Origin of the sequence: uncultured Thalassolituus sp. (genome assembly GCF_950066645.1) — a bacterium.
Classification (GTDB): domain Bacteria; phylum Pseudomonadota; class Gammaproteobacteria; order Pseudomonadales; family Oceanobacteraceae; genus Thalassolituus.
In genome coordinates this window covers 19,862-44,746 of the sequence record NZ_CATMFB010000001.1, presented here as the reverse complement: position 1 = coordinate 44,746, position 24,885 = coordinate 19,862, and the positions used below count along the sequence as shown (strand labels likewise).

At 54.2% G+C, this 24,885-nt stretch carries 27 protein-coding genes; 24 read left to right on the top strand and 3 right to left on the bottom strand.

Annotated features, from left to right (window positions below; genetic code table 11):
* Positions 1–2 precede the first annotated feature (2 nt).
* The 21 genes from Q1L85_RS00215 to Q1L85_RS00115 all read left to right on the top strand — a co-directional run bounded on the left by Q1L85_RS00215 (position 3) and on the right by Q1L85_RS00115 (position 18,030).
* Complete coding sequence (locus tag Q1L85_RS00215) at positions 3–1,355, top strand: DUF1501 domain-containing protein (protein WP_300424570.1); 1,353 nt, start codon at positions 3–5, stop codon at positions 1,353–1,355.
* 8 nt (positions 1,356–1,363) lie between these two features.
* Positions 1,364–2,542, top strand: a complete 1,179-nt coding sequence (locus Q1L85_RS00210) for a DUF3570 domain-containing protein (RefSeq protein WP_300424568.1) — start codon at positions 1,364–1,366, stop codon at positions 2,540–2,542.
* Positions 2,520–3,422 (top strand): FAD:protein FMN transferase, encoded by a 903-nt coding sequence (locus tag Q1L85_RS00205; RefSeq protein ID WP_300424566.1) that lies wholly within the window; start codon positions 2,520–2,522, stop codon positions 3,420–3,422. Before Q1L85_RS00210 ends, Q1L85_RS00205 begins: the two co-directional genes overlap by 23 nt.
* Before the next feature lie 77 nt (positions 3,423–3,499).
* Positions 3,500–4,135 (top strand): 16S rRNA (guanine(527)-N(7))-methyltransferase RsmG, encoded by a 636-nt coding sequence (gene rsmG / locus Q1L85_RS00200; RefSeq protein ID WP_300424565.1) that lies wholly within the window; start codon positions 3,500–3,502, stop codon positions 4,133–4,135.
* A 12-nt stretch (positions 4,136–4,147) separates the two neighbouring features.
* Positions 4,148–4,942: a ParA family protein gene (locus tag Q1L85_RS00195; protein WP_300424563.1), complete on the top strand. Its 795-nt coding sequence runs from the start codon at positions 4,148–4,150 to the stop codon at positions 4,940–4,942.
* Positions 4,943–4,969: 27 nt separating this feature from the next.
* Positions 4,970–5,896, top strand: coding sequence for a ParB/RepB/Spo0J family partition protein (locus Q1L85_RS00190; protein WP_300424561.1), 927 nt, complete (start codon positions 4,970–4,972; stop codon positions 5,894–5,896).
* A 72-nt stretch (positions 5,897–5,968) separates the two neighbouring features.
* Positions 5,969–6,253, top strand: coding sequence for a hypothetical protein (locus Q1L85_RS00185; protein ID WP_300424559.1), 285 nt, complete (start codon positions 5,969–5,971; stop codon positions 6,251–6,253).
* 169 nt (positions 6,254–6,422) lie between these two features.
* The gene (locus Q1L85_RS00180) at positions 6,423–6,791 is read left to right on the top strand and encodes a F0F1 ATP synthase subunit I (RefSeq protein ID WP_300424557.1); all 369 of its coding nucleotides are present in this window, start codon (positions 6,423–6,425) and stop codon (positions 6,789–6,791) included.
* Positions 6,792–6,814: 23 nt separating this feature from the next.
* Positions 6,815–7,714: a F0F1 ATP synthase subunit A gene (gene atpB, locus Q1L85_RS00175; protein ID WP_300431938.1), complete on the top strand. Its 900-nt coding sequence runs from the start codon at positions 6,815–6,817 to the stop codon at positions 7,712–7,714.
* Positions 7,715–7,819: 105 nt separating this feature from the next.
* Positions 7,820–8,047 carry a F0F1 ATP synthase subunit C gene (gene atpE / locus Q1L85_RS00170; protein ID WP_015488783.1) on the top strand — a complete coding sequence of 76 codons (228 nt, stop codon included), beginning with the start codon at positions 7,820–7,822 and terminating at the stop codon, positions 8,045–8,047.
* Positions 8,048–8,098: 51 nt separating this feature from the next.
* Positions 8,099–8,569 (top strand): F0F1 ATP synthase subunit B, encoded by a 471-nt coding sequence (locus tag Q1L85_RS00165; protein ID WP_300431936.1) that lies wholly within the window; start codon positions 8,099–8,101, stop codon positions 8,567–8,569.
* 12 nt (positions 8,570–8,581) lie between these two features.
* Complete coding sequence (locus Q1L85_RS00160) at positions 8,582–9,118, top strand: F0F1 ATP synthase subunit delta (RefSeq protein ID WP_300431934.1); 537 nt, start codon at positions 8,582–8,584, stop codon at positions 9,116–9,118.
* A gap of 15 nt (positions 9,119–9,133) precedes the next feature.
* Positions 9,134–10,672 (top strand): F0F1 ATP synthase subunit alpha, encoded by a 1,539-nt coding sequence (gene atpA / locus Q1L85_RS00155; protein ID WP_300431932.1) that lies wholly within the window; start codon positions 9,134–9,136, stop codon positions 10,670–10,672.
* Positions 10,673–10,741: 69 nt separating this feature from the next.
* Complete coding sequence (gene atpG, locus Q1L85_RS00150; RefSeq protein ID WP_300431930.1) at positions 10,742–11,602, top strand: F0F1 ATP synthase subunit gamma; 861 nt, start codon at positions 10,742–10,744, stop codon at positions 11,600–11,602.
* Positions 11,603–11,640: 38 nt separating this feature from the next.
* Positions 11,641–13,035 (top strand): F0F1 ATP synthase subunit beta, encoded by a 1,395-nt coding sequence (atpD, locus tag Q1L85_RS00145; RefSeq protein ID WP_300427043.1) that lies wholly within the window; start codon positions 11,641–11,643, stop codon positions 13,033–13,035.
* A 62-nt stretch (positions 13,036–13,097) separates the two neighbouring features.
* The gene (locus Q1L85_RS00140) at positions 13,098–13,526 is read left to right on the top strand and encodes a F0F1 ATP synthase subunit epsilon (RefSeq protein WP_300427042.1); all 429 of its coding nucleotides are present in this window, start codon (positions 13,098–13,100) and stop codon (positions 13,524–13,526) included.
* A gap of 136 nt (positions 13,527–13,662) precedes the next feature.
* Positions 13,663–14,247, top strand: coding sequence for an outer membrane beta-barrel protein (locus Q1L85_RS00135; RefSeq protein ID WP_300427041.1), 585 nt, complete (start codon positions 13,663–13,665; stop codon positions 14,245–14,247).
* 55 nt (positions 14,248–14,302) lie between these two features.
* Positions 14,303–14,908, top strand: coding sequence for an outer membrane protein (locus Q1L85_RS00130; protein ID WP_300427040.1), 606 nt, complete (start codon positions 14,303–14,305; stop codon positions 14,906–14,908).
* A 122-nt stretch (positions 14,909–15,030) separates the two neighbouring features.
* Positions 15,031–15,624 (top strand): hypothetical protein, encoded by a 594-nt coding sequence (locus Q1L85_RS00125; RefSeq protein WP_300427039.1) that lies wholly within the window; start codon positions 15,031–15,033, stop codon positions 15,622–15,624.
* Positions 15,625–15,653: 29 nt separating this feature from the next.
* Positions 15,654–17,105: a class I adenylate-forming enzyme family protein gene (locus Q1L85_RS00120; protein ID WP_300427037.1), complete on the top strand. Its 1,452-nt coding sequence runs from the start codon at positions 15,654–15,656 to the stop codon at positions 17,103–17,105.
* Positions 17,106–17,109: 4 nt separating this feature from the next.
* A complete protein-coding gene (locus Q1L85_RS00115; RefSeq protein WP_300431926.1) occupies positions 17,110–18,030 on the top strand; it encodes a LysR family transcriptional regulator in 921 nt (306 codons plus the stop codon).
* Between the two features lie 3 nt (positions 18,031–18,033).
* Here Q1L85_RS00115 and cynS read toward each other — a convergent pair whose 3' ends face one another.
* The 3 genes from cynS to Q1L85_RS00100 all read right to left on the bottom strand — a co-directional run bounded on the left by cynS (position 18,034) and on the right by Q1L85_RS00100 (position 21,983).
* On the bottom strand, positions 18,034–18,474 hold the full coding sequence (gene cynS / locus Q1L85_RS00110; RefSeq protein WP_300427046.1) for a cyanase: 441 nt from the start codon (positions 18,472–18,474) through the stop codon (positions 18,034–18,036).
* 127 nt (positions 18,475–18,601) lie between these two features.
* Positions 18,602–21,034 (bottom strand): bifunctional diguanylate cyclase/phosphodiesterase, encoded by a 2,433-nt coding sequence (locus Q1L85_RS00105; RefSeq protein ID WP_300427033.1) that lies wholly within the window; start codon positions 21,032–21,034, stop codon positions 18,602–18,604.
* A 1-nt stretch (position 21,035) separates the two neighbouring features.
* On the bottom strand, positions 21,036–21,983 hold the full coding sequence (locus tag Q1L85_RS00100) for an ABC transporter substrate-binding protein (protein ID WP_300427032.1): 948 nt from the start codon (positions 21,981–21,983) through the stop codon (positions 21,036–21,038).
* A 145-nt stretch (positions 21,984–22,128) separates the two neighbouring features.
* Here Q1L85_RS00100 and Q1L85_RS00095 point away from each other — a divergent pair, with 145 nt between their 5' ends.
* From Q1L85_RS00095 to Q1L85_RS00085, 3 genes are all read left to right on the top strand, one after another.
* Positions 22,129–22,374 (top strand): hypothetical protein, encoded by a 246-nt coding sequence (locus Q1L85_RS00095; protein ID WP_300427031.1) that lies wholly within the window; start codon positions 22,129–22,131, stop codon positions 22,372–22,374.
* 107 nt (positions 22,375–22,481) lie between these two features.
* The gene (locus Q1L85_RS00090; protein ID WP_300427030.1) at positions 22,482–23,945 is read left to right on the top strand and encodes a circularly permuted type 2 ATP-grasp protein; all 1,464 of its coding nucleotides are present in this window, start codon (positions 22,482–22,484) and stop codon (positions 23,943–23,945) included.
* Positions 23,945–24,880: an alpha-E domain-containing protein gene (locus Q1L85_RS00085; RefSeq protein ID WP_300431923.1), complete on the top strand. Its 936-nt coding sequence runs from the start codon at positions 23,945–23,947 to the stop codon at positions 24,878–24,880. Before Q1L85_RS00090 ends, Q1L85_RS00085 begins: the two co-directional genes overlap by 1 nt.
* The last annotated feature ends 5 nt before the right edge of the window (positions 24,881–24,885 follow it).

The window sequence follows — 24,885 nt, the reverse complement described above, 5'->3', positions numbered from 1 at the left end:
AGATGAAACGTCGTAATTTTCTGCAGCTACTTGCCGCTACCGGTCTTACCGCCCAGATGCCGGTCTGGGCACCTCGTGCGGAGGCTGCTGCACCGCAGAATTTTCTGGTTGTGGTGAATGCCTCCGGCGGTTGGGACCCAACCTCTATCTGCGATCCGAAGGGACTGAACGCCGCTTATACCGATCGGTCTGATCGTTTTGGTGGCTCCACAAACTCTGTCGATCTTGATGCGAACAAAGCGTTTGGGCCGATCCGCTGGAGCGCCATCCCCGAAGGCGTCTCTAATGACGAAGCCGTCCGTCAGCGCATTAATGATCAGTTTGATCAGTTTTTTAATACGTACGGCAACCGTATGACGGTGATTAATGGCATCAATACTGGTACCAATAACCACGATACGGGTAACCGCTTTGTCTGGTCCGGGCAGGACGAGATGGGCTACCCGAGTCTGGCGGCCTGTTTTGCGGCGGCAACAGCACCGACACTGCCGCTGGCATACATCAGTAATGGCGGTTATGACTTTACCGATTCTCTGGTGGCAAGGGCGAGAGCAAGCAGTGCTTCCTTTGTGACAGAGGTCGCTGACCCGAATCGTTACTACGACGACATCGGATTTCTCTATCGCAGTGCTAACCGCAGCGCTGACCTGCACGACGATGTCCGTCAGGCTCAGGCAGCGCGGATTGCGCGGCAGTTAAATAACGAGGCGCTGCCACAGAGGCGTGCTCAGCTGGAGCGTCTTTTAGCGATCCGCAGTGAGACCAGTAACCTCGGGCAGCTGAATGTTCAGCTTGAAGGCATTACCGCAAATGTTCTGCGCGACGACAACTGGAATGCAGGCCGGGCGAACAGCCTCAAGGGTCAGGCAGAGGTGGTGGTCGCGTCCATGGCTGCCGGCCTGACCGCCAGTGCCAACCTGAACATTGGTGGGTTTGATACGCACGGCAATCACGATGCGAATGCCTACCCCCAGCTTGGTGATATGCTCGAGGGCGTTCACTTTCTGATGGCTGCTCTGGAGTACGCGGGCATTGCCAACAGAACGACCGTGGTACTTGGGTCAGATTTTGGTCGCACGCCTTATTACAACTCTGGCAATGGCAAAGACCATTGGCCGGTGACCAGTATGATTGTGTTGCACCCTGGCTCGACCGGTGGACGTGTGTTTGGGGCGTCGACATCGGCGTTTCTGGCGCAGTCACTGAATACGAGCACCGGTGTTGCGGATGCGAGTGGTCAGCAAATGACACCGGCGCACGTTAACCGAGCCCTGCGCGATCTTCTCGGAATGGGGTCGGCATCTCTGGCTGGAGAGTATCCACTGCCAGAGAATCCATTCCGTATCTTCACCTGAGGAGCACTATGAGCAGTAAACCCGTGCGCTCGCTGGCCGCTCTTGCGGCGGCGTCTACGGCCCTTCACGCCGCAGCCGAGCCTGCGCCCGTCGAAGAGGTGGTCGGTTATCGCTACACCAGTTATCAGGAAGGCGATATCCCTCAGGAGCGGACCTACACCCCGGTGACGCAACGTTACGACATTGATGTGCATCAGGTGCGTTACGGAAGGCCACTGGGCGGTGGTTGGTACATCAATGGCGAAGCGCAATACGAAACCCTGAGTGGCGCCTCTCCCATGCAGACCTACCGGAACAGCGAAGATCAGAGCGTGGTGCTGATGAGTGGCGCCAGTATTGATGAGAGCCGTTTTGATATTAAAGTGTCACCGACCCGCTACTTCAGTGAACGCGTCGACGCTACTCTGGGTGGCACGCTGGCCATGTCGACTGAAAACGATTACGACTCAGTCTCCGCCGGAGTCGATGGCTCGCTCGATCTGTTTAACCGCAGCACAACCCTGTTCGGTTCGTTGAGTATGTCCTACGACCAGCTGTCGCCAACGGATGCCTTCCTGTCGGATGCACGTGAGGCGGCTGATGGCCGGGTAAAACGCAGTATTTCACTGTATCAGGGTGTGTCTCAGGTTCTGAACAGAAAGTCTGTATTGCTGGTCGGCGCGGGTTTTACCCGGATGTCCGGATATCTCTCCGATCCTTATAAGTTTGAGGACCGGCGGCCCGGTGAGCGCACACAGTTCAATGTCAGTGGTCAGTACCGGCGGTTTATGGATGTCGGTGATGGTGCCGCTCTGCATGCGGATGCCCGTCTGTATTCCGACAGTTGGGGGGTGTACTCGCAGACACTGACGCTTCGCTGGGCACAGGAAATACTTCAGGGGGATCTGCGCTGGCAGGTCACTCCGATGGTCCGGTACTACCGTCAGACCCAGGCCAGCTTTTACTCGCTGCAACTTGAGCCGCCGGCCGATGAGTACAACAGCTCAGACTACCGGCTTGCCACCTACGGTGCTCTGACCCTTGGCGCTACCGCTCAGCTGCACTTGCAGAAGTGGACCCTGAGTGCCGACTGGCAACAGTATATGTCGCGTGAAGATCTGGTACTGTTGCCATCGCCGGATAGCGAAACTCCGGCACTGGTCGACTTTATGGTGCTGAGTTTTGGTGTCGAATACCGTATCAACTGACGTAAAGATCCATCGCTTTAAAGCGATGGCCTCCCCCTGTGCTTTGCACCTGCCTGCTGATCACCCGCGCTGGCAGGAGGTGGCAGACGCCATTGAAGCCGAAGTGCGTCGTATCGAGCAGAAGTACAGTCGTTATCGCGACGACAGTGTGCTCAGCCAGATCAATCAGAATGCAGGCCAGCAGACCCCGCTCGATGGGGAGACGACGGCCTTGCTGGGGTATGCCCGCGAGTGCTTCCGGCAGAGTGATGGCTTATTTGATATCAGTTCCGGAATCCTGCGACAGGCATGGAACTTCCGGGAGCCGGCGCTTCCTGAAAGTGAACACCTCTCCCCTTTGTTGCGTCGGATTGGTCTTGAGAGAATCCGGCTGGAAGACAACCTGCTGCTGATGCCGCCGGATATGGAACTGGATCTCGGAGGCATTGGTAAAGAATACGCCGCGGATGCTGCTGCCGGTGTGGCACGCCGTCTGGGCGTCACCTGGGGGATCATCGACCTGGGCGGTGATCTGCAGGTGATTGGCCCGCGCCCCGATCCTCAGGGGAGTGCTCCCTGGATGCTGGGGGTGCGCCATCCCCGGATACCAGAAAAAGCCACTGCCAGCCTGCCGGTCGCACAGGGAGGCATGGCAACCAGTGGTGATTACGAGCGTTTCTTTGAGCTGGATGGTCAGCGTTACTGTCATCTGCTGAATCCTCAGACAGGTTTCCCGGTCAGTTACTGGGCATCAGTTACTGTGGTGGCTCCGACCTGTCTGCTGGCAGGAACTCTGAGTAGCATCGCCATGCTGAAGGAAGCCAGTGCTGAACACTGGTTGCGGGAGCAGGAAGTACCTGCGCTGATGATACGGCCGGATCTGTCACTGATCTCTTTCTGATGTCGTAAGTCCCACGTCCGACTCGGGTGAAAGCTGTGGTAAACTCGCGCACTTTCCAATCTCAGACCGATACTTTTATGAGCACTCCTGAACAGCAGTTACGACAAGGCGCTGAGTCGCTTGGGATTGAGTTGTCTGAGGCACAACTTCAGGCGTTACTGGATTATCTGGCGCTGCTGCAGAAGTGGAACAAAGCCTACAACCTGACGGCCATCCGCGATGAAAGTGGCATGGTGGCGCTGCACCTTCTGGACAGCCTGGCCGTTCACCCGGCCGTGGCGGATGTGCAGCGTATTATCGACGTCGGCACCGGCCCCGGATTACCCGGGATTGTCCTGGCCATTATGAATCCCGGAAAAGACTTCACCCTGCTGGACAGTAACGGCAAAAAAACCCGGTTTCTTTTTCAGGCAAAAACGGCGTTGGGTCTGAGCAATGTGACCATAGTGAACGATCGGGTTGAGGCATATAATCCTCCGCAGCCCTTCGATATGATTGTCAGCCGCGCATTTGCATCGCTGGCTGATATGACCGGTTGGTGTCAGCACCTGCGTGCTGAAGACGGCTGCTTTCTGGCCATGAAGGGCCAGTTTCCGCAGCAGGAAATTGATGATCTGCAAGGTCAGTTCGTGGTCACCCACACTACCGAGCTGCAGGTGCCAGGGGTAGAAGGTCAGCGACATCTGCTGAGAATGCTCCCGGCTAAGCCATAAAGGACGTAATCTGTGACTCATATTTTTGCCATTGCGAACCAGAAGGGCGGTGTCGGTAAAACGACCACGGCAGTGAATCTTGCCGCGTCACTGGCGGCGACCAAACGCCGGGTGCTGTTGATTGACCTGGACCCTCAGGGAAATGCCACCATGGGCAGTGGCGTTGACAAATATGACCTCGAGCAGTCGATGTACGAGGTACTGACGGGCGAATGCGCTGCCATTGATGCTGTGCAGCGCAGTGAAGCGGCAGGCTTTGATGTGCTGCCAGCCAATGGTGATCTGACTGCAGCAGAAGTTGAGCTGATGGAAGTTGAAAGGCGTGAGCGTCGCCTGGCGGCGGCACTGGAGCCGCTAAAGTCTTCCTACGACTACATTCTGATCGACTGTCCACCATCGCTGAATATGCTGACTCTGAATGCTCTTGTGGCGGCGCAGGGCGTGCTTATTCCTATGCAATGTGAGTACTACGCTCTGGAGGGTCTCAGCGCATTGATCCAGACAATCACGTCCATCCAGACCGGCCCTAATCCGGCGCTGGAAATCAGTGGGCTGATCCGGACCATGTATGATCCACGAAACAGCCTGACGAATGACGTGTCAGAGCAGCTTGCAGCGCACTTTGGTGACAGATTGTTTACCTCGGTGATTCCGAGAAACGTCCGTCTGGCGGAAGCTCCCAGTCATGGGGTTCCGGTGCTGATATACGACAAATCATCCCGCGGCGCGATGGCGTATCTCGCGCTGGCCGGAGAACTGAATCGCCGTATGAAAGCGGCAGCAAAAAAAGAAGCAGCAAGCGCCTGAGGGCGTTGCTGAAGCAGGCAGAAACTGATGGTAGCAAAGAAAAAACGTGGGCTTGGTCGTGGACTGGATGCATTGCTGGCGAGCAGCCGGGCAGATGCGGTACCGACGGTCAGCGGCGACGCCCCCGATACATCCGTGCCTGAAGCGCAGGCAGTCGCAGCACTTGGTGTACAGAGTGAATTAAGGCACCTGCCTGTTGAGTGGGTACAGCCCGGCCGCTATCAGCCGCGCCGTGATATTCAGCCTGAGGCGCTGGAGGAGCTGGCGGCGTCGATTAAGGCGCAGGGCCTGATGCAGCCAATCGTTGTGCGGCCTCTGCCGGGGCAGACGGATCGCTTTGAGATTATTGCCGGTGAGCGTCGCTGGCGTGCAACTCAGCTGGCGCAGCTGGATAAGGTGCCTGCCCTGGTGCGGGATGTGCCCGATGAAGCGGCCATTGCCATGGCGCTGATTGAGAACATTCAACGTGAAGACCTGAATCCGATGGAAGAAGCCATGGCGCTTCACCGTCTGCAGAATGAATTCGAACTGACTCAGATGGAAGTCGCTGAAGCCGTCGGTAAAAACCGTGCGACGGTGGCCAACCTGTTGCGCCTGATGAACCTGAATGACGATGTCAAAAAGATGCTCGAGCATGGTGACATTGAAATGGGGCATGCCCGTGCGCTACTGGGGCTTTCAGGTGATCAGCAGAGTACTGCCGCCAATGACGTGGTCAGCCGGGCTCTGACTGTCCGGCAGACCGAGGCTCTGGTGCGTAATCTCCAGTCAGGCAGCGGTAAGAAAGAAGTAGACTCCCGGCCGAATCCGGATGTGCAGCGCCTGGAGCGTATGCTGGGCGAAAAGCTGGGGGCCAGAGTTGCTATCCAGCACTCAGCAAAAGGGAAGGGAAAGCTGGTGATCAACTACACCAACCTCGATGAACTCGACGGTATCATCGCGCACATTAAATAACTGGCTAACCTGTCAGTCTGCCTGACCATAGTCGACCTCTGTCTATACTTAACAAGTATTCAGGAGTCGACTATGAAGTATCTATCACTTACTTTCATTCTTTCATTGGTAAGCGTTCACGTACTTGCTGCCCCCCGTCTGATGGAAATGTTGGATGATACTCAGCTGAAGCAGACGCGGGTCGACTACTTCACTGAGGTGAATCTTGAGGACAATCAGGAGAATAGTCGGGATAAAGAGCTTGAACGCGACACGCTTCCCAGCGATTCAAGATCGTCAGAAAACGCTCCCCGAATCCTGAATACGGCCCCTGTGCTGCCTGCAACGGGTGTTACCGTAGACGTGCGCCGCCGCTGAGCTGGCCGCATCCCCTCCCCTGACGTGGCGTGCTGCGTCCTATATTTCTTCTCTCTTTCACGTCTGAGCGGTTGAAGCGCAGAGGCTGACCCCCTATAATCTCCGCGCCCTGAAAATGGGTTGCCCGAACAGGGTGTTGCAGAAATCGTACTGATAAGTGGAGCACAGGTTGTCTTCGATACCGCGTCCACCGGTCTACAGGGTCATTATTTTACAGCTTGCCCTGACACTGATTTCCGCCGCTCTGGCCTGGATGCATAGCGATGTAGCTGCCTATTCGGCGTTATTGGGAGGACTCACATGTGCCTTGCCAAACGCCTACTTTATCTGGCGAGCATTCCGCTACACAGGTGCAAGATCAGCCACTCAGGTGGTGCAGTCGTTTTACCAGGGAGAGTCCTGGAAGTTTGTGCTCACGGCGTTGTGTTTTGGTGTCATCTTCCAACGCGTTGAGCCTCTGAATGTTCTGGCACTGTTTGCAGGATTCATAACAGTGCAGCTGGGGCACATCGCCTCGGCGAGAATTGCCAATTTATAAACCTTAAGATTTGAGAGTGAACGATGGCTGGTAACTCCCAAGAGTATATCTCGCACCACTTGACCAATCTGACCTTTGGCAAACTGCCAGCAGGTTATGTTCGTCACAACGAAGACGGCTCCACTACAGAGCTGACAGAATCCACCTGGACAATGGCACACGGCGGTGATGAAGCTGCTGCGATGGGCTTCAATGCAGTACATGTTGACTCCCTGGGCTGGTCTTTCGGTCTTGGCGCTCTGATCATGTTCCTGTTCTGGCGCATGGCGAAGAAAGCACACACTGGCGTACCAAGCGGTATGCTGAACTTTGTTGAGATGATCGTTGAGTTCATCGACAACACTGTGAAGGAAGCCTTCCACGGCCGCAGCGCTCTGGTGGCACCGCTCTCTCTGACTATCTTTACCTGGGTCTTCATGATGAACTTCATGGACCTTATCCCTGTCGACGTACTGCCTGCCCTCTTCGGCGCTATGGGCGTTGGCTACATGAAAGTCGTACCTTCCACTGACGTGAACGTCACTCTGGGTATGGCGATCTTCGTATTCGCTCTGATGATCTTCTACTCGATCAAAATCAAGGGCATCGGTGGCTTCGTTGGTGAACTGACGCTGCACCCGTTCAACTCTAAGAATCCTGTAGTTCAGGCTATCTTCATTCCGGTGAACTTCTTCCTGGAATCTGTGGCCCTGATCGCTAAGCCAATCTCTCTGGGTCTGCGACTGTTCGGAAACATGTACGCCGGTGAGATGATCTTTATCCTTATTGCTCTGATGTTCTCTGCCGGTATTGCACTGGGCCTGATGGCTGGTGTTCTGCAGTGGGCATGGGCGGTATTCCATATCCTGGTGATCACGCTGCAGGCGTTCATTTTCATGATGTTGACCATCGTGTATCTGAGCATGGCGCACGAAGATCATTGATCTGAATCGCCGGTAACAAGGGTTTAACCGGCTCTGGCTGTGATTGCAGGCAGAGCCACAATTTAACTTTTAACTCACTAACTTAACTTCTATTTGGAGAAAATTATGGAACAAGGTCTGGTATTCCTGGCTGCGGCTCTGATGATTGGTCTGGGTGCTCTGGGTACTGCTATCGGCTTCGGTCTGCTGGGTGGTCGTCTGCTGGAAGGTACTGCTCGTCAGCCTGAACTGGGTCCAATGCTGCAGGGCAAGATGTTCCTGATCGCTGGTCTGCTTGACGCCGTACCTATGATCGGTGTTGGTCTGGGCCTGTACCTGATGTTCGCTGCCTAAGGGTTCATTTTTTAACGAACTTCCTTAATCAACGAACATGAGGGCTCTGGCGTGAACATAAATTTGACTCTGATCGGCCAGATCATCACTTTCGGCGTCTTCGTGTGGTTCTGCATGAAGTTTGTATGGCCTCACCTGCTGACGGCTATGCAAGAACGCGAAAAGAAAATCGCTGATGGTCTGGACGCAGCTAACCGCGCTGCACGTGATCTGGAACTGGCTCAGAAAGAAGCCGCTGACCAGCTGCGTGCTGCGAAAGAAAAAGCTGCTGAAATCATCGAGCAAGCGAATAAGCGTGCTAACCAGATCGTGGACGAAGCAAAAGAATCTGCTCGTTCCGAAGGTCAGCGCATCGTAGCTGCTGCTCAAGCTGAAGTTGAGCAAGAGGCAAACCGCGCTAAAGAAGCTCTGCGTAAGCAGGTGTCTGAACTGGCAGTAGCCGGTGCAGCGAAAATCCTTGGCAAATCAGTAGATGCAACAGCTCACAACGAGCTGCTGGATAAACTGGCCGAAGAGCTCTAAGCGAGGTTTTCCATGGCTGAATTAACAACTCTCGCTCGGCCATACGCTAAGGCCGTGTTTGCTGAAGCAAGCGAGAAGAGTGCACTCGACGCCTGGTCTGACGACCTGGCAACTCTGTCTGCATTTGCAGCAGATGCCGATCTGGCAAAAGTACTGGTGCACCCGTCTCTGACTTCTGAGAAGCAGGCACAGGCACTTATCGACGTATGTGGCGACAAGCTGAACGAAGCAGCCAAAAACCTGGTGGCCATTCTGGCCGAAAACAAGCGTCTGGCTTTATTGCCTGAAATCGCGGCGCTCTACGAAGAGCTGAAAGCTCAACTGCAGAACACTGTTGATGTAGTTGTGACTTCTGCATTCGAGCTTAGCGATGCTCAGGCTGACAAACTGGCAACAGCTTTGAAAGCCAAACTGCAGTGTGATGTGCGTGTGACCAGTGAAATCGATGAGTCTCTCATCGGTGGTGCGATCATACGTGCCGGGGACTTGGTTATTGACGGTACCGTAACTGGCAAACTGTCGAAGTTAGCCGAAGCGATGAAATCCTAGTTTGAGGGACGATTCATGCAGCAACTGAATCCATCTGAGATCAGCGAAGTAATCAAGAAGCGAATTGAAAGCCTTGATGTAACTTCACAAGCCCAGAACGAGGGCACTGTCGTATCTGTATCCGACGGTATCGTTCGTATTCACGGTCTGGCTGACGCCATGTACGGTGAAATGATTGAATTTGAAGGCGGCGTATTCGGCCTGGCAATGAACCTGGAGCGTGACTCCGTTGGTGCTGTTGTACTGGGTGACTACAAAGGTCTGGCTGAAGGCCAGACTGCGAAGTGTACCGGCCGCATCCTGGAAGTACCTACTGGTAACGCCCTGCTGGGCCGTGTAGTTGACGCTCTGGGTAACCCGATTGACGGTAAAGGTCCTATTGAGACTTCTACCTCAGCTCCAGTAGAGCGCGTTGCACCGGGCGTTATTGCACGTCAGGGTGTTGATCAGCCTCTGCCGACTGGTTACAAAGCTGTTGACTCCATGGTACCGGTTGGCCGTGGTCAGCGTGAGCTGATCATTGGTGACCGTCAGACTGGTAAAACGGCGATGGCTATCGACGCCATCATCAACCAGAAAAACACTGGCGTTAAATGTATCTACGTAGCTGTAGGTCAGAAGCAGTCCTCTATCGCTAACGTTGTACGTAAGCTGGAAGAGCACGGCGCTCTGGAAAACACCATCATCGTTGCCGCTGGCGCAGCCGATCCTGCAGCAATGCAGTTCCTGGCTCCGTACGGTGGTTGTGCGATGGGTGAATACTTCCTCGACAACGGCGAAGACGCTCTGATCGTATACGATGACCTGACTAAACAGGCATGGGCATACCGTCAGATCTCCCTGCTGCTGAAGCGCCCACCGGGCCGTGAAGCATACCCAGGTGACGTTTTCTACCTGCACTCCCGTCTGCTGGAGCGCGCATGTCGCGTAAACGCTGACTACGTTAAGCAGGTAAGCGGTGTTGAAGGTAAGACTGGTTCCCTGACTGCTCTGCCTATCATTGAGACCCAGGGCGGCGACGTATCCGCGTTCGTACCGACCAACGTGATCTCTATTACCGACGGTCAGATCTTCCTGGAAACTAACCTGTTCAACTCCGGTATCCGTCCGGCGATGAACGCAGGTATCTCGGTTTCTCGTGTAGGTGGTGCCGCACAGACCAAGATCATCAAGAAGCTTGGCGGTGGTATCCGTCTGGCACTGGCTCAGTACCGTGAACTGGCAGCATTTGCTCAGTTTGCATCTGACCTTGATGAAGCTACCCGTAAGCAGCTGGAGCACGGTAAAGCCGTTACTGAACTGATGAAACAGGGTCAGTACGCTCCAATGTCTACTGCAGACATGGGTCTGTCGATTTATGCTGCTACTGAAGGCTTCCTTGAAGATGTTGAAGTTGCCAAGATCCAGGCATTTGAAGCCGCTCTGCTGAGCTACGCCAACAGCGAATACGCTGAACTGATGGCGAAGATCAACGTTAAGGGCGACTACAACGATGAGATCGCGGCAGGTCTGAAAGAGTGTATCGAGAAGTTCAAGAGCACTCAGACCTGGTAAGTCCGGTGCTGGCGGTTGCTGTTAAGGCAAGCCGCCAGCTGGATTCACTCAGCTAAACAAGGTTGCACTATGGCAGTCGGTAAAGAAATTAAAGAGCAGATTACGAGCGTAAAAAGCACGCAGAAAATTACTTCAGCAATGGAAAAAGTTGCTGTAAGTAAAATGCGTCGCGCTCAGATGCGCATGCAGCAGAGCCGTCCATACGCGGATAAAATCCGTGATGTGATCGGTCATCTGGCGAATGCCACATCTGAATACCGTCATCGTTATCTGCAGGACCGCGACGTCAAGCGAGTTGGCTATATCGTGGTGTCTTCCGACCGTGGCCTCTGTGGTGGTCTGAACAACAACTTGTTCAAGCGCCTCTCACAGCAAGCCAAAGACTGGCAGGGCAAAGGTGTCGAAGTCGAATACTGTGCTATTGGCTCTAAGGCATCTCTGTTCTTCAACAGCTTTGGCGGCAAGGTAGTAGCGTCTCAGTCTCAACTGGGCGATGCACCTGAGCTGGCCAGCCTGATCGGTGCGGTTAAAGTGATGTTGGAAGCGTTCGACGAAGGTCGTATCGATCGTCTGTACATCATCTACAACCGTTTCGTGAACACCATGACCCAATCGCCTGAAGCGGTGCAGTTGTTGCCACTCAAGGCAGAAAAAGACGAAACACTGAAGCATCACTGGGACTACATCTACGAGCCAGACGCCAAAGAGATCCTCGAAGGTCTGCTGGTGCGCTACGTAGAATCTCAGGTGTATCAGGGTGTAGTAGAAAACAACGCCTGTGAACAGGCCGCGCGTATGCTGGCAATGAAAAACGCCACCGATAACGCCGGTAGCATGATCACCGAGCTGAACTTGCTGTATAACAAAGCTCGTCAGGCGGCTATCACCCAGGAAATTTCAGAAATCGTTGGCGGTGCCGCGGCGGTATAAGCCCGGTAACGAAAGGTTTAAGTTAAGAGGAACCGAAAATGAGCGGATGTATCGTACAGATCATTGGCGCCGTAATCGACGTGGAATTCCCACGTGACAGCGTGCCTAAGGTCTACGACGCCCTGACCGTAGATGGTACCGAGACCACCCTCGAAGTTCAGCAGCAGCTGGGCGACGGTGTTGTCCGTACTATTGCGATGGGCTCCACTGAAGGTCTGAAGCGTGGCCTTCCAGTAACCAACACTGGCGCACCTATCCGTGTACCAGTAGGTAATGCAACTCTGGGTCGTATCATGGACGTTCTCGGTCGCCCGATCGATGAATGTGGTGAGATCGGCGAAGAAGAGCGTTACGAAATTCACCGCGCTGCACCATCGTTTGATGAGCAGGCGAACTCTACAGACCTGCTGGAAACTGGCATCAAGGTAATCGACCTGGTATGTCCGTTCGCTAAGGGTGGTAAAGTTGGTCTGTTCGGTGGTGCCGGTGTAGGTAAAACCGTAAACATGATGGAACTGATCAACAACATCGCGAAGGCACACTCCGGTCTGTCTGTATTCGCAGGTGTTGGTGAGCGTACTCGTGAAGGTAACGACTTCTACTACGAAATGGCTGAATCCGGTGTTGTAAACCTGGACGACAAAGCCAAGTCGAAAGTAGCAATGGTATACGGCCAGATGAATGAGCCACCAGGCAACCGTCTGCGTGTAGCACTGACTGGTCTGACCATGGCTGAGAAGTTCCGTGACGAAGGTAAAGACGTACTGCTGTTCGTCGATAACATCTATCGTTACACTCTGGCAGGTACTGAAGTATCCGCACTGCTGGGCCGTATGCCTTCAGCGGTAGGTTACCAGCCAACTCTGGCTGAAGAGATGGGTGTACTGCAGGAACGTATTACTTCTACTAAGACTGGTTCGATCACCTCGATCCAGGCCGTATACGTACCAGCGGATGACTTGACTGACCCATCCCCAGCGACCACCTTTGCTCACCTTGACTCTACAGTAGTACTGTCTCGTGACATCGCTGCAAAAGGTATTTATCCAGCAATCGACCCGCTGGATTCTACCTCTCGTCAGCTGGATCCACTGGTAATCGGTAACGAACACTACAGCATCGCTCGTGGCGTTCAGGGTGTACTGCAGCGCTACAAAGAGCTGAAGGACATCATCGCGATTCTGGGTATGGACGAACTGTCTGACGAAGATAAGCAGCTGGTTGCCCGTGCACGTAAGATCGAGCGTTTCCTGTCTCAGCCATTCCACGTGGCAGAGATCTTCACAGGCGCGCCTGGTAAGTACGTGTCTCTGAAAGAAACCATCCGTGGTTTCTCTGGCATCCTGAACGGCGACTACGATAACCTGCCAGAACAAGCGTTCTACATGGTTGGTACTATCGACGAAGCTGTTGAGAAAGCCGGTAAAATGTAATGGGCGGGCAGGCGCTGAGTGAAAGCCCAGCGCTCTGCCTCCTCTGAACAGAGGAATACACTATGGCAATGACCGTCCACTGCGATATCGTCAGCGCAGAAGAGAACCTCTTCTCCGGACTGGTAGAGCGCGTGATTGCATCAGGTACTCTGGGTGATCTGGGTATTGAACCCGGCCACGCAGCCCTGCTGAGCCCGCTGAAACCAGGCCCGGTCCGCATTGTAAAACAAGGCGGTGAAGAAGAGATTGTCTACGTGTCTGGCGGCTATCTCGAAGTACAGCCAAATTCAGTGTCTATCCTTGCCGATACCGCCGTACGCGCGAAAGATATCGACGAGGCTGCCGCACTGGAGGCTAAGAAACATGCTGAACAGGCGATTGAGAATCAGGGTGCAGACTTTGATTACTCCCGCGCACTGACTCAGCTCGCTGAAGCGGCAGCACAGCTGCGTACGATTCAGCAGATCCGTGAGAAACTTGGTAAGCACTGAGTTTTATCGGATCAGAAAGAACCCGCTACGGCGGGTTTTTTTTGGCTTGAACCATCAATGTCGCTGAAACAGATGATTATCTAGAAAGCTGGGTGGTTCGTTGTAGCGTACTCAAGGAAAATATGGAAATAGAGCAATGATGAAGAAAACTGTATTAGCATCTGCTATCGCTTTAACGCTGGCATCATCCTTCACTCAGGCACAGGAGCCTGAAAAGAAACTTTATCTGGGCGTGAATTTTGGCTTCGGTTCGGGTGATGAGACAATCGAGTTTGACGACGAAGAGTATGAAGATGACTTAGATGTGTCGACAATCCGACTTTCCGCCGGTCTCATACTTGATGAGCGCCTGCGACTTGAAGGGTCATACAACACTTATGACTTTGAGTTTGATGGTGGCGGCGAGAGTGATGTCAATATTCTCGAATTCGATGGCATTCTTCTGTTTCCTTCTGACGAAATTACACCCTACATCACCGGCGGTATTGGCATAGCGACCTATGAAGATACGGGAGAGTTTATTGACGATGGCGATGACCTCGGAGGCCTGTCTTTTCAGTTAGGCGGTGGTGTGATTTTTTCCGCAGCTGATAATTTCGAGTTAGATGCTTCTTACCGGATGAAAGCGATTGTATGGGAAACAGTTGAAGTCTTTGAGACCGATTTCGAGACGAGCAACTCATTGAGCGTTATCAGTATTGGTGGACGAGTACTCTTCTGATCAATAAGGCTCGCCTTTAGGCGAGCATCAGAGGTCTTAATTACATGGATTGTTTATGAACAGAACAGCATTGTTGTCATTCGTTGTGTTAGTGGTGCCTTTCACAGTATCGGCACTCGAAATCAAGGAACGCCCGGTTGTGTATCTGGGTGCCGAGCTGGGAACGGGCTCCGGTGAGGAGACCTATCTGATCGGTGATCAGGACTTCAGCTCTGATGTTGATCATGATCTTACCCGCTTTACCCTTGGTTTCCGCAGTCACCAGGATAATCGTTTTGAGATTTCGTATGTGCAGAACGATCTTTCCAGTGACGACTGGTCTGATGAACAGATCACCAGTCTCAATCTCGATGCAGTGATCACTGTCACGGAGTTCCGGGTGCGTCCATTCGTGCGCCTGGGATTTGGCTTCACTAACTATGTAGGCTCTCACGAAGATATCGCTGGTAAGAATGAAGACCTGCGGGGTTTCGCTCTGTCCGGTGGTGCGGGTCTGCTTATAGAGGTGGTGCCACAGCTGGAGCTTGATGTGGGTTATCACTACACATCGATTGGTTGGGAAGATCTGAACTACACCGATAGCAACGGAAACACCTTTGACTACGACCTGGGCAATGACTTCAGTTATGCCAGTGCAGGATTCCGGATTCTGTTTCAGTGAACCTCAGGGCCGGTATTGCCGGCCTTTCTCTTTTCTTAAAATGACAGCCTGAAGCTGTCTTCTGATCACTGCGCCGTTTATCCCGTGTATTATCAGCAGATGATGTTGCAGGGTTTACGGTTATGCGGACATGTCTGATTTTAATACTCTGGTGTTGCTCCTCGGTACTCGTCTATGCCAATACCTACTACGAGGACTACAGCGGTCAGGGGCATTGGTATCTCAGCCTGGGATATGAGGCGGGTAAGCTTGACCAGAGTCTGACCGGACAGGGCAACTATGATGTCGCAGCCCCGGTTATCGCACTGGGGGGCGTCGGCCCGCAGGCGGTTCGGTTTGAAGTTAGTTGGGCGCGCCTGGTCGACTCGAGCGGAGACTGGATCACTTCCGGGATGGATGCTGATCTCTGGCTGCCGGGAGATCCCACCAGACGGCTACGGCCGTATCTGATCATAGGCGCAGGACTGCAACGTTATTATGGCGATCGCAGTTCTGCCAAGGCGGAAAGCTTTTTCAACCAGGAGGGCGCTGATAACGAGGCGGTCTCTTATAAATTCGGACTGGCTCTTGTCGGTAACATCACGCGCACGCTGGAAGCCGATGTCAGCTTTCTTCATCGCATTATGAAATGGGACGCCAATACGGAAAATGATGACGGTAGAGAGGCAAATGCTACCGTCAATGCATTGCGCTTTTCTCTGCGTCAATTATTCTGACCCATCCAATCTGCAGTACGGACCCGGATATGAACAACCTTTATCAACTGCTCGAGCAGCAGGCACGCATCCATGGCAATAAAACCGCATTGAGTAATGGCCAGGAATCGCTGACCTTTTCTCAGTTGCGTGATCTGAGTGCGAGGATGTCTGCGCGGCTGGCTTCCCAGGGCGTTAACAGCGGCCAGAAAATCTACGTTCTTATGCAGCCTAATATCGAGTGGATTGCGACAGCGGCTCTGTTTCATCGAGGCTGTGTGTCCTGTTCGGCTCACCCGGGAGCTGTGGTCGGTGATGAGCTGCCATTTACCCCGGACTGGATCGTCACTGACCGCGACGGGATCGAAGGCGAGAATGTGATCCGGATTGATCAGGCATGGTTTAACGGGCTCGGTGCGTATCCGGCAGATCAGCCTGCTGCGCGGTATGAGGCTGATGAGTGCGTCAGAATCATTCTTACCAGCGGCACCACGGGAATTCCCAAGGGAGCGCCTCTGAGTCTCAATTCTCTCCGGCACCGGGTTGAACAGTTGATCGGAGACTGGGTGTCTCCTCTGGGGGATGGCCTCAACCTGATGCCGCTCTCGACCATCGGCGGTTTATCATCAGCGCTATACTCCTGGCGCGCTGGCCGCCCGTATTTCACCGTATTTTCTGAAGCTGGACTGGTCGGTTTACTGGCCCGTACCGGGATGTCGTGCCTTACCGGTTCACCCGCGCAGATATCCAAGTTTCTGCAGATTTATGAGCGGGAGCGCACACCACTGCCTGCGCTGAAGGAAATCCGTATGGCTGGCAGTGCCGTCAGCCCGAGGCTGCTGAACGCCATTCTGCAGACATTCAATGTCGACGTGTACAGCATTTACGGCTCTACAGAAGCCGGGGGTACGGGCATGGTGAAGCTGGATTCGCCGGCAGACCTTACTAAGACAGCCTACGTCCGTCCTCAGGTGGATGTGGAGATCGTCAATGAAAACGATGAGGTGCTTCTGCCCGGAGCAGAGGGCATTGTGCGGGTCCGGAGTGCTGCTAACATCAGCGGTTACCTGAATGATGTGGATGCCGATGCGTTCCGCGACGGGTGGTTTTACCCCGGAGATCGTGGCAGCTTATCGAGCGAGCGCCTGCTCACACTGAGCGCTCGGGAGGCCGAAGTCATTAACCGTGGCGGAGAAAAAATCAGCCCGGTGTTGATTGATAATTTCCTGCAGAGCTATCCCGGCATTGAAGACGCTGCGGTGTTTGGTGTTGAGAATAAACTGGGTGTTGCCGAAGTCGCAGCGGCACTGGTGATTCCGGAAGATTTTGATATTCCGGCATTGCAGGCCGCTTTACGTGCAGAGCTTAATCCGGTGGCGGTTCCTCAGCACCTGTTCCGGGTGAATTCAGTGCCACGTAATCAGATGGGGAAACCTCTGCGGGTACAGATGGCGGCCTCCTTCCGTGAGCAGCTGGTTGCTGCCGGTCGTCCGGGTTTCTGAGCGAATGGCAAAGCCAGGCGCGAAGCGGGATGGGCTCAACCGTGTTGATCTGAATCTTTTCGTGGTGTTCGACACGATTTACCGTGAAAAGAACCTGACACGGGCAGCAGATAAGCTCAGTCTCTCGCAGCCAGCGGTCAGTCATGCACTGGCGCGCCTGCGCGAAAACTTTGATGACCCCCTGTTTGAGCGCGCAGGCAAAGGTGTCCAGCCAACGCCCATGGCAAAGGCCATTGTCACGCGTGTGCGTGCTGCACTCGCTGAACTGGAATCGGCGATGGCCGAGGGGCTGGCATTCGATCCAGCGGAGTCGGACCGTGAGTTCACCATTGCCTGCCGCGATGCAATGGAGTCAGCGACGCTGAATAAACTGATGTGCCGCTTCCAGGACATTGCTCCGGCTGTGCGCCTGCGCAGTGTCCGCCTGTCCCGCCGGGACATGGAGGCTGCACTGGCAAACGGTCGTGTTGATCTGGCAGCGGACGTCCTTTTGCCCGTCAGTGATGAGCTACGACACCGCCATGTGCTGTCAGAGTCGCTGGTTGTTGCGATGCGTCGGCATCATCCACTGGCATTAACGACGTGGAACCTGGATGCATACGTGGCTGCGGATCACATCTTGGTATCCAGCCGCCCGGAAGGTCCCGGGGTGGAGGATTTTGCGCTGTCCCGTGCAGGTCATAACCGCAATATCCGTTTGCGCTGCCAGAATTACCTCTCGGCTCTACAGGTGATCAGCGACACCGATATGCTGCTGACGCTGCCTGAGACCTTTGCCGGATATCTGCTGAACCCGGAGAAGCATGTCACCCGCCCGCTGCCTGTGCTGTCGGAGCCCGTGGACATACATCTCTACTGGCACAGCAAGTCAGAGCGGGATCCCGCGATCATGTGGCTGCGGGATCAGATGCTCGACCTGTTCTGAAAGTTACCAGCTCTTGTAGGGCAGGAATTTGCCATTCAGCGTTAACAGTACGCGGTCACCTTTGGGATCTTCGATTTTGTCGACCTCCATCGAAAAGTCGATGGCGCTCATAATGCCGTCACCGAACTTCTCCTGAATCACTTCTTTCAATGTCTCTCCATAGACGCCCACGATTTCGTAGAGACGATAGACCAGCGGATCAGTCGGAACGGCCTGATCCCAGATTTTGGTCGGGTAAGCCTCCAGTGCGGTGGCGACGTCGCTGCCCAGGCCAAGATATTCGGCAATCGCTGCGGCCTTCTCTTTTGGTGCACTGTTCATGCCCAGACAGGCAGATGTCAGCCAGACTGGCGACATACCAAGGTCGGTGCCCATCGTTTCCCAGCTCAGGCCTTTGGCCAGTTTCTGCGCGATGATGGTTTCGGTCATGGTGGCTTTATCCATCATGTTGTTCTCCTGATTGATTGTGAGGCATCAGCAACACCGGGGTGCTCTGGTGTGGTGCGAAACCAGAGCATCGCCCGCGTGCAGTGCGGGTGTGCAGGGGATAATGAGCAAGTGAAGTGCCAGTTCAGGAGGGACTGGCGGGATTGATAAACGAGAGGAACCGCTTTTCCTGCAGTGGTCGGCTGAACAGATATCCCTGGTATAACAGGCACCCCTGGTCGCAGAGGTAATTCCTTTGCTGTTGTGACTCTACTCCCTCTGCGATGATTTCCATCTTCAGATTACTGCCGAGCTGAATGATGGCATCAACAATACTGGCCTGCGGAGCGTCGCCTTCGATGTCCATGACAAAGCAGCGGTCGATCTTAAGTTTGTCGATGGGGAGTTTCTGCAGATAGCTGAGTGAAGAGTAACCGGTGCCGAAGTCGTCCAGCGCAAAGGTAAAGCCGAGTTCGTGCAGGCGCTGCATCTTTTCTCTGATCAGGTCTTTGTCGCCCATGAAAAGGCTTTCCGTCAGCTCCAGTTCCAGCATGTCAGGGGAAATACCACTGGCCTGGACGGTCTGCATCAGTTGAGATTCAAAATCCTGAGCCATAAACTGTGCGGCACTGATGTTCACTGCCAGCTTACGAAAGCTTTCAGGCAGGCAGTTCTGGCTGTGCCATTCGCTCAGTACGCGGCAGGCCTGGGCAAGTACCCAGTCACCCAGCGGCAGAATAAGATTCGTCTCTTCGGCAGCGGCGATAAAGACATCCGGATATACCGACTGGCCGCGATTGATCCAGCGACAGAGCACTTCAGCCCCCGTGATTTCGCCACTGGCGTTAACCTGAGGTTGGAACACCAGAGTGAAAGCCTCTTCCTGAATTGCCTGGTAGAGGTCATTAAATAAGTGTAGTCGCTCCCGCGTTTCTTCCTGCATATGGCTGTTGTAGGTTGAAATACGCGAGCGTCCTTCCTTCTTGGCCCGGTACATAGCGGTATCCGCCTGGCGAACGAGATCGTTGGCGCTGCATGCGCTGGTTGGAAACAGCGCGATCCCGATACTGGCAGACAGGTGGAAATTATTGACGTCGATAATGACCGGCTGACGGATGGTGTCCAACAGGCGTTCACCCAGCTGCATGGCGAGCCTTCCCGCTTCGTCAGCGTTGGTCGCCAGCTCGCCGGAGATCACCAGAAATTCATCACCCCCAAGGCGGGCAATCAGGTCGCCGTCGGCAGCACAGTCTTTTAACCGGCGGGACATATCAATCAGCAGGCGGTCACCAATGGGGTGTCCAAGTGAGTCGTTGATCGTTTTGAAGTGATCGAGGTCGATAAAAAGCACAGCCCCCCAGAGCGCTTTCTGGGCCGCTTCGTGCACCCGGCGGTCCAGCTCCTGCAGCGCCATCCGGCGATTGGCAAGATCGGTCAGTGGATCATAATTCGCCTGGTACTCGATCAGTTGCTGCTTGCGCTTCAGGTCAGTGATGTCACGGATCAGCCAGATGATACCGCGCTTTTCGCCCTCATCGCCTTCCTCCTCCGGCAGTGGGACCATGCGGGATTCCAGGCACAGGTCATCGTGACGGAACTCATGCACGATCAGCTCTCCGGTATCCAGTGCGCGGCGCCGGCTCTGTTCAATCGCGTGTACCTCAGACAGGTTTGCCCAGGCGGTATATGGGGTATCTATCAGGTCGCTGTTGAGACGTATGACCGGGCTGGACTGATTTCCGAAGCGGCCGCGGATGATACCGCTGCTGTTGACTACTAGGCCGACATCCGGGAAGGCAAGAGTGAAGGCTGAGGTAAGGGCCTGCTGTTGCTGGATCTGCAGGCGGGAAGTTGCCAGGTGAATGCTGAGTTCATTCACCGCATCTTCGAGCTTTCCCAGCTCCACAGAAGCAGCGGTCTTGGTCGTCTGCCCGAGCTTCCCCTCCTGTAGCGACGTCGTTATCCGTACCAGGTTGCGGATGGGGTTAATCAGATACTGTTTGACCAGCTGATTCTGTATCAACAGATACGCCAGTACCAGAAGCGCCATCAGCAGAACTTTGCCTGCCGTCGACAGGAGCATCATGCGGTAATCGCGGTCGGCATCGTAGTGGGCGTATAGCCAAGCATTCTGAGGACGCAGTGGGTCCTGGCTTTTGAGCCGTACCGGATAGAGTACGTAGAAATTGTTCAGGTGCCGTTCAATCTGAATCATGCGGACATCCGGGTTCAGACTCAGTTCGCCGAGGCGGACCGGCAGCGTGTTCTGGATATCAGCGCGGCGCGTGCTCAACAGGGTGTTGTTGTTCTCGCCAGAGAAGAGCGCGAGATAGTGAACCTGATGATCGGTGGCCATGAGAGCCAGCTGACTGTCCGCGGCAATCTGGTCGTGATCTGAGTAGTTACTTTCGATCGTATTCTGGAGTGACTCCAGTTCAAACAGAATGCGGTGGTGCCAGGATTCCTCGAAGTGATCAAGGCGCAGTTGCAGCAGAAAATACCCGAGCGAGATGATCACTACCCCAAGCATAAGGGCCGACCAGTTGCGCAGAATCAGGGTAATGGAGCGCTGCTGCATTTCAGGGCTCCGGAATAAATTCGTCGGTGATAAAACCGCTCAGATCAGGAGGTGAGCCCAGCATTCCGTTAAGCTTCATGAGGGTGGTCAGAGCTTCGGAGGTGCGGATCAGGCGTCCACTGCTTTTATCCAGCAGGCGTTTATTTTCTTCTGCACCGGGAATATGAAGCTTGTTATACACCGTCTGAAGCTCAGAAGGGGATAACTGCAGGCGGCGGTTGATATGAGCAAGGCTCTCTTCTCTGTGTGCCATAAGTACCCGCCGTCCCTCCAGGAAACCGCGGGTCAGCGAACTGACTTTCTCCGGGTGATCGTCGATTGCCTCCTGACGTACGACCAGCACATCGACAATGCGTCCGCGAATGGCAGAGCTGTCGAACAGGGTGACTGCACCGCGGTCACGAAGATGGCTGCTGAAGGGCTCGAAACTGACCAGTACATCGGCTTTACCCTGTTCAAGCACAGACACATGGTGACCCGGCGGAACGTCGCGCAGAGTAACATCGTTGAGCGTCAGGCCCGCTTCTGTCAGAGCAGCGTCCAGAACGAGCAGCCCGACAGAATCAAAGGGAACAGCCACAACGCGGCCTTTGATATCGGCGAGGTCCCTGACCGATTCCCGGGCGAGTACGGCGTCTGCGCCATCTGATATGTCGCAGACGAGAATGACGACCACGGGGGCGCCACGCTCGCGCAGGCGAATGGCTTCATCCAGCGTCACTGCGGCGCCTTCCAGCCGGCCAACCATGACGGCCTCCATCACATCGGTCGCTGCGGGCAGTTCAACCAGCCGGACGTGATTTTCCGGCAGCAGCCCTTTATCTCTCGCAAGATATAGTAGCTCGTAGCCCGGCCATACGTTCGTACCGATACGCAGGGGCGTATCCTCCTGGAGGCAGCCGCTCAGGGACAGAACTGTGATCAGACTGAACAGCAATCTCAGAGTCACGTTAATGCGCTTTCCTTAATAGTGGTCAACTTTCAGTCTAGCAGCGATTCCCGGGTTATCTTAAAAGGCCGGATATGTGCGACTTTAGACTAATACCGGTGAGCAGGGCTCTGTGTTCCTCTGAGGAGTGATCATGAGGAGAAATATGATGTCCACGCACAATAATCCTGAACAGCCGACCACCCGGTTTGAGCGGATTTTTTTCCGCTACTTTGCCTGGTTCCCGATTCTTACCCTGCCCATGATGGTGTGGGACCTGATGGAAGCCGGTGATGCTGCCATAGGGCTGATCATTGCGCTGGTGCACGCCGTGTTGGTGTTCCGCTTCGTATCCGTGAACCGGGTGCCTGAGTGGTTTCGCAAATCCCCGTCAAAAAGCATGGAAAAGTGACAAATGTGACATTCTTGTGTGACCCGGGTGTGTATATTGCGGTCTGATTGGCAGCGGCGGTTTTTCGTCGTGGGTTATGTGTCGTTTACCTGTTGAGACAGGAAGTTATGTCTATCGATTGGAAGCAGTATGAACTGCAGGACGGATTCTACGATGAGCTGATCAGCTCTCCCGGAAATGCCCGTCAGCCAGCGCGCCAGCTGGCAAACTATCTGAGTAGCCTCACCGAAGAAGATATTCTCTCCCGGAAGATTGCGGCGGAATCCACCATCAAAGACATGGGGGTTTCATTCACCGTCTATACCGAGGGTGGGAATATCGACCGTGCCTGGCCGTTTGATATTGTTCCGCGTGTCATTTCCCGTAATCAGTGGGATAAAACGGCAGAAGGGCTCAAGCAGCGTCTGCAGGCGCTGAATATGTTTATCGATGACCTCTACCACGATCAGAAGATTCTGAAAGATGGGATCGTTCCTGAGTTTGTGCTGAAACAGTCGAAGAACTACCGCAAAGAGTGTGAGGGCGTATCGCCCCGCTTTGGTGTGTGGGCACACGTTTGCGGCACCGATCTGGTGCGCGATAAGGATGGCCAGTTCTACGTTCTTGAAGATAACCTGCGGGTACCGTCGGGCGTGTCTTACATGCTTGAAAACCGGTCGATCATGAAGCGAGTTCTTCCTGAAGTCTTTGAAAAGGTGAATATTGCCCCGGTCGGTGATTATCCGGAGAACCTGTTTAACATGCTTGCCTCTTTGTCTCCGCGCAAAGACGAGCGCCCGGTTGTGGTGGTACTGACGCCCGGCATTTTCAACTCAGCGTATTTTGAACACGCTTTTCTGGCGCAGCGCATGGGGGCTGAGCTGGTAGAAGGCAGCGACCTGATCGTCGGTAAAGACGACTGCGTATACATGAAGACCATCGCTGGTCTTGAGCGTGTGGACGTTATTTATCGCCGTATTGATGACATGTTCCTTGACCCGGAAGTCTTCCATCCGGAATCTGTACTGGGTGTCCCCGGGCTGATGCGCGCCTGGCGCAAAGGTAAGGTCGCACTGGCAAATGCTCCGGGTGCGGGCGTAGCCGACGACAAGGTGATCTATGCCTACGTTCCGGAAATTATCAAATACTATCTGGATCAGGATCCACTGATCCCGAACGTCGAAACATTCCTCTGCTACGACGATAAGCAACGTGAATATGTCCTGGCGAATCTGGATAAGCTGGTGGTCAAGCCGGCGAACGAGTCTGGCGGCTACGGCATGCTCGTCGGGCCTCATTCTACGAAAAAGGAACGGGAGCAGTTTGCCGATCTGATTAAGTCGAACCCGCGTAACTACATTGCTCAGCCAACGCTGGCACTGTCGACTGCTCCAACACTGATTGGTCGTAATAAAGTCGAGCCACGACACCTCGACCTGCGACCCTTCATCCTTCAGGGCAAAGACAGTTATGTCACCACCGGTGGATTAACCCGGGTGGCAATGAAGAAGGGGTCGCTGGTGGTGAACTCTTCTCAGGGCGGTGGCAGTAAAGACACCTGGATTGTAGATACCGGAACGAGTAAATCCTGATGCTTTCAAAAGTTGCAGAACGCGTTTATTGGGCTGCCCGTTATCTTGAGCGGGTAGAGAACACAGCACGCCTGGTCAGCATCTATGACATGCTGCTGTTTGATATGCCGCGTCAGGTTAACCTGGGCTGGTATAACCTGATCGTCATTAACAGCCTCGAATCTGCGTTTGCTGAGCGCTATACCGTTCAGGACGAGCGTAACGTGGTGAAATTCCTGATTGGTGATGATTCCAATCCTGGCTCTGTCGTATCTTCCTTGCGCGCAATCCGCGAGAACATCCGCACCACGCGCGATGTGGTCCCCGCAGAGGCCTGGGAGCTGGTTAATGAACTGAGCCTGTATGTTCAGGAGAACCTGGCGCAGGGCATCAACCGCAGTAATCGTCATGAATTTCTCGAATACCTGATCAAATCCTGCCAGCAGATCGCAGGTCTGCTGTACGTCAGTATGCCTCGGGACGAAGGCTGGGAAATGCTGATGCTTGGCCAGAACATTGAGCGAGCCGACATGACGACCCGGAATCTGGATGCGGGCGTTGCCGCCATCATGCAGGTCGAAGATGATGAGCACGCGGTGAACAGCCGCCAGATTATCTGGGGGAATGTTGTCCGCTCACTGAATGCCGACCAGCCGTATCGTCGTGCTATGCGCAGCTCAATCAAGGGGCCGAAAGTGGTGGAGTTTCTGATGACAGATCCTCACTTCCCGCGTTCGGTCGGTTTTTGCCTGAGCGAACTGATTAATGCTGCGGAGGCTCTGCCCCGTTCGGAAAAAGTGATTGCGGCCATACGCAAGGTTCATCGTGTTGTCATGGGTAACTTTGAACATGAGGAATATGGCACTGAGTTCCGCGATGAACTTAATGACCTGCAGATTGCCATTCAGCAACTGCACTTTCTGATCGGTACTACCTGGTTCCTTACAGACCAGTAACAGGC